This is a genomic window from Intestinibacter sp., assembly GCF_051866655.1.
Lineage (GTDB): Bacteria > Bacillota > Clostridia > Peptostreptococcales > Peptostreptococcaceae > Intestinibacter.
The window spans coordinates 1-2,719 of record NZ_JBJDXL010000450.1 but is presented as its reverse complement, the minus strand read 5'-3'; the positions used below and the strand labels follow the sequence as shown (position 1 = coordinate 2,719).

At 30.1% G+C, this 2,719-nt stretch carries 3 protein-coding genes; 2 read left to right on the top strand and 1 reads right to left on the bottom strand.

The window, feature by feature from the left end; all coding sequences use genetic code 11:
* Nucleotides 1-94 precede the first annotated feature (94 nt).
* On the top strand, nucleotides 95-268 hold the full coding sequence (locus ACI3VO_RS13525; RefSeq protein WP_439758424.1) for a hypothetical protein: 174 nt from the start codon (nucleotides 95-97) through the stop codon (nucleotides 266-268).
* A gap of 1,103 nt (nucleotides 269-1,371) precedes the next feature.
* On the opposite strand, the gene ACI3VO_RS13520 is transcribed toward ACI3VO_RS13525, so the two are convergent.
* Nucleotides 1,372-1,524 carry a hypothetical protein gene (locus ACI3VO_RS13520; RefSeq protein WP_439758423.1) on the bottom strand — a complete coding sequence of 51 codons (153 nt, stop codon included), beginning with the start codon at nucleotides 1,522-1,524 and terminating at the stop codon, nucleotides 1,372-1,374.
* A 216-nt stretch (nucleotides 1,525-1,740) separates the two neighbouring features.
* Here ACI3VO_RS13520 and ACI3VO_RS13515 point away from each other — a divergent pair, with 216 nt between their 5' ends.
* Nucleotides 1,741-1,899: a hypothetical protein gene (locus ACI3VO_RS13515; RefSeq protein ID WP_439758422.1), complete on the top strand. Its 159-nt coding sequence runs from the start codon at nucleotides 1,741-1,743 to the stop codon at nucleotides 1,897-1,899.
* Nucleotides 1,900-2,719: the final 820 nt, after the last annotated feature.

Genomic DNA, 2,719 nt, shown 5'->3' with positions numbered 1-2,719 from the left:
ATAGAATAACATTTACACTTAAACAATAATGGCATTTAAATATACTGGTGATGCCGCACTAGGTGTTGGCTTAACCGTCGAAACTGCAAAACCTTTGGATAATAGAACAGTAGTCGCCAATTTATCAGAACTATATTCTATTCCTGAGAAATATGCTTATCAAGGTATGACTGTTTCAAACATAGACAATGGTAATATTTATATGCTACTTGATAAGTCGAAGATTAAACAAAAAGAGGGTTGGAAAGCTTCTTATGAATCTATTTAGATAATACAATGTACAGAAGCAGAATATAAGTAGTGGAAAGATAACACTACTGATGATTTTAAACCTATAGATGAAAGTTTAGATTATTTACATGCTGAATCATATTATTATATATATGAAGATAGTATGGAAGATGATTAGTTCTATCTTTCTGCAGCATGGGGTAAGAATATAGAAGATTAGCTAAAAGAGAAAGCATTAAATACCACTGTAGTATCCATTAGATAGGATTTAGATAAATTATCTTCTGATTTAGATAATTATTCCACATCTGAAGAAATTGCGGGAATCTATGTTCCAAAATCTGATTTAGACTTAGAAAATACAGAATCATTTCTATCAACTACGTTAGCTAATTACTATACTAGAACAGAATCTGATGAACTATTTGTTACTAAAGAAAGTCTTAGAGGAGAAGGTATAGAAGGGGACGATTTTGTATTTGTAACTAAGGCTTAGTATGATGCTGATTAGTAGACTATACAAGAAGAACTTTCTAAGACTATTAAAGTTGATGAAGAAGGAGTTTTGGAGAGTCTAGTTACTAAACAAATAAAATCTCCAGATGGCTTAGTAGTTAATGTATAGTCTGATGGATTATATATTAATGATGATAAATTAGCTATTTAGTCAGAAATTCCTAATCTTATTACATTAACAGAAACTGAATATCTTGAATTAGTAGAAAATGATTAGATATAGGAAGATACATATTATTATGTATATGATGTAACTAATGATGCAAAGGTATATATAACTAAAGAGTATCTTGACCTTAATTATCATACAACAAATTAGTATCAATCATGGGCTGCAACTAATTATTATAATAAATCTTATGTAGATTTAACATTTGCAACCATTGCTTAGCTGAGTGTTTATTATACTAAAGAAGAAATAGGCTAGTTATTTTTAACTAAAGAAGAGGCTTCTAGTACTTATGCAACATAGCAATCAGTTACTGATTTATCTACTAATTTAACTGAGAATTATGTAACTAAAGAAAGTCTTCGTGGTGGATTAGAAGGTGATGACGATTTTGTATTCGTAACATAGTCTAAATATACAGCTGATTAGGAAGCAAATGCTTAGGAATATACTACTTAGAAATTAAACACAGAAGAAATAGCATTAGGGGATTCTGTAATTACGTCAGAGAATGGTAAAGTATTATCTAGTGGTGAAGAGATTTCTCTAGTTAAAGATGTTCCCAAACTAATGTGTATTTCAGAAACCGAGTATGAAGCTTTGCCCATAAAGAATGAAGACACTTATTACTACACCTATAGTGATAAAGATTTACAGGACACTGGGTATGTAAGAAGTGAATTCTTATATGAAAAATTCTATACTAAGACAGAAGTTACTGAATTGATTAATTAGGCTATTGCCTCATTATAGGAATAGATTAACTAGTTACAGACACAGATTGATAATTCTAAAACAGTTGATGATAACGAAACAATGATACTATGAGTACAATATATATAGAAGGACAATATAAAAATACAGAAAAGAAATCTGGGGATTATGTAACTAAAAAAGATTTTGAGGAAGCTGTTGAAGATATTACAGCTAAAATAGAAGGAATAGATCATGAAGTAGTAAATGAGACATTAATAGTACAATAATATGGCATCTATAAAAGCTATACAAGTTGGACAAACAGTATATGACCTAAAAGCAACTTATGATAGATAGGGAAATGTAATAGATGAAACATTTGCAAAGATAGAAAATATTCCTACTAAAACATCTTAGTTAACTAATGATTCTAATTATTTAACTGAGCATTAGGATATTTCTGGTTTAGCAACTAAGGAGGAATTAAATAGTAAGGTCGATAAGGTAGAAGGATCTGGGTTAATTTCAGATAGTAAGATATTAGCTTATGATAACCATTTATCTAATACTTCTAATCCACATAGTGTAACTAAAGCTTAGATTGGATTAGAGAACGTAGATAATACTTCAGATTTATCAAAACCAATTTCTACTGCAACTTAGGAAGCCCTAGATACTAAAGTTGATAAAGAATTAGGTAAATAGTTATCTACTGAAAATTATTCTACTGCAGAGAAGGAAAAATTAGCTGGAATAGAGGAAAATGCTAACAATTATTCCCATCCAGAAACGCATGAAGCAAGTATAATTACATAGGATAGTACTCATAGATTTGTTTCTGATGCAGAAAAAACTACTTGGAATAATAAGGCAGAAACTACTACAGCTACTACTAGTTCTAATGGATTAATGAGTAGTTCCGATAAATCAAAATTAGACGGAATAGAGGAGAATGCTAATAACTATTCTCACCCAACTACTTCTGGAAATAAGCATATTCCAACTGGTGGTTCTGATGGGTAGTTACTATCTTATTTAGAAGATGGAACAGCACAATGGTCTGATTCTACTTCTAAGCTCGATTCTAGATTTACAGAATTAAATACA